Below are 1,281 nucleotides of genomic sequence, written 5' to 3'. Positions count from 1 at the left end.
ATAGAGGACACCGAAGGCAAACACATAAAGACGCTTTATGTTACAAAATGGACAGCTAACGGCGGTTACGCCAAAAGACCCGCAACAATCCCCGTGTGGGTAAAAAAAGCCGACCCTTCAAAATTGACAAAAGCCCAAATTGACGCGGTAAGTTCTGCAACGCCGCAGACAGGAACTGTAACCTTCACATGGGACGGCACTGACAGCAAAGGCGCGGCTCTTTCCACCGGCGATTATGTACTGGTTATTGAAGGAACACTACGCTGGGAAAATCAAGTTTACTACCGCGCGCCCATCTCTCTTGGCAAAGGTGCAATGACGCCTAAGGTAAATGTCGAGTATGTTGGAGACGCAACCGCTGAACGCGCGATGATTAAAGATGTAAAGGTGCGAGTTCTGCGGTAGGGAATTTTCAACGCTGTTTTTTATTTTAAAAAATAGAGTTGTTCGGAAACTTCAGTTTCCGAACAACTACTTTATTAAAAAAGCAGTTTTGAGGCTGTAAGCCGAAAAACTGCAAGACTTGTGAGGGAACCAACCGGGTTCCCGAACAAGTCTAGTCAAGCGGTTGTTCGTTAAGTGCGGACTTAATTTCTTTCCACTTGGGCATATACTTGCCTACAAACGATTTAAATCGCTCGTTGTGGTATTTTTCCATAATGTGAGCAAGTTCATGCAGGATAATGTATTCAAGACACTCAGGCGTTTTTTTGGCAAGTTGCAAATTCAGACATATCTTTTTTGCTTTAGGCTTACAAGTTCCCCAACGGCTAGTCATATATTTTATTTGCCAACTATTGCATTTTAACCCTGTAATTTTTTCCCATTTAGGAAGAAGCCGCTCTATTTCACCTTTCAACTGCTTACGATACCACTCCCGAATAAATTTTTCACGTTGTGCCGTAGTGGCTGTTTTTCTGACAGTGAAAATTGCCTTATCGCCGGACAACACAAGCGAATTTTTGCTCCCATACGCTGTTTGCAAATAGTACTGTTTCCCCCAAACATACAGCGTTTCGCCCGAAACATATTTACGCTTAGATTGACGAGATTGAACGTCAAATTTTTCGACCTGTTTTTTAATCCAACTGATTTTAGAAAGCACAAAATGTTCAATTTCTTCATTGCTCATAGAGAGCGGAGCGGAAACCGTTACTTTCCCATTAGGCGGTTTAACATAAAGATGCAAAGTCTTTACGCTTTTTTTAGATACATCAATTAATATGCCCGAAACAGTAAGTAACATTATGCTATCCTGAAAATATTATATCTATATAGTAA

The 1,281-nt window shown here is 41.3% G+C and carries 2 protein-coding genes; one reads left to right on the top strand and one right to left on the bottom strand.

All coding sequences use genetic code 11. The features are described 5' to 3' along the window. A partial coding sequence (locus ACYVTD_RS13090) for a DUF2271 domain-containing protein (RefSeq protein ID WP_461248182.1) occupies positions 1 to 405 on the top strand: 405 nt, incomplete at its 5' end. Between the two features lie 151 nt (positions 406 to 556). Here ACYVTD_RS13090 and ACYVTD_RS13085 read toward each other — a convergent pair. Continuing rightward, positions 557 to 1,246 (bottom strand): M48 family metallopeptidase, encoded by a 690-nt coding sequence (locus ACYVTD_RS13085; protein ID WP_461248181.1) that lies wholly within the window; start codon positions 1,244 to 1,246, stop codon positions 557 to 559. Positions 1,247 to 1,281: the final 35 nt, after the last annotated feature.

This window comes from Treponema sp. R6D11, assembly GCF_054786075.1.
The sequence above is the reverse complement of the archived record's forward strand: the minus strand, read 5'-3'. Positions and strand labels throughout refer to the sequence as shown.

Excerpts from the sequence above, each read along its gene's own strand:
- ACYVTD_RS13085 (WP_461248181.1), bottom strand. The coding sequence starts at position 1,246 with ATGTTACTTACTGTTTCGGGCATATTAATTGATGTATCTAAAAAAAGC.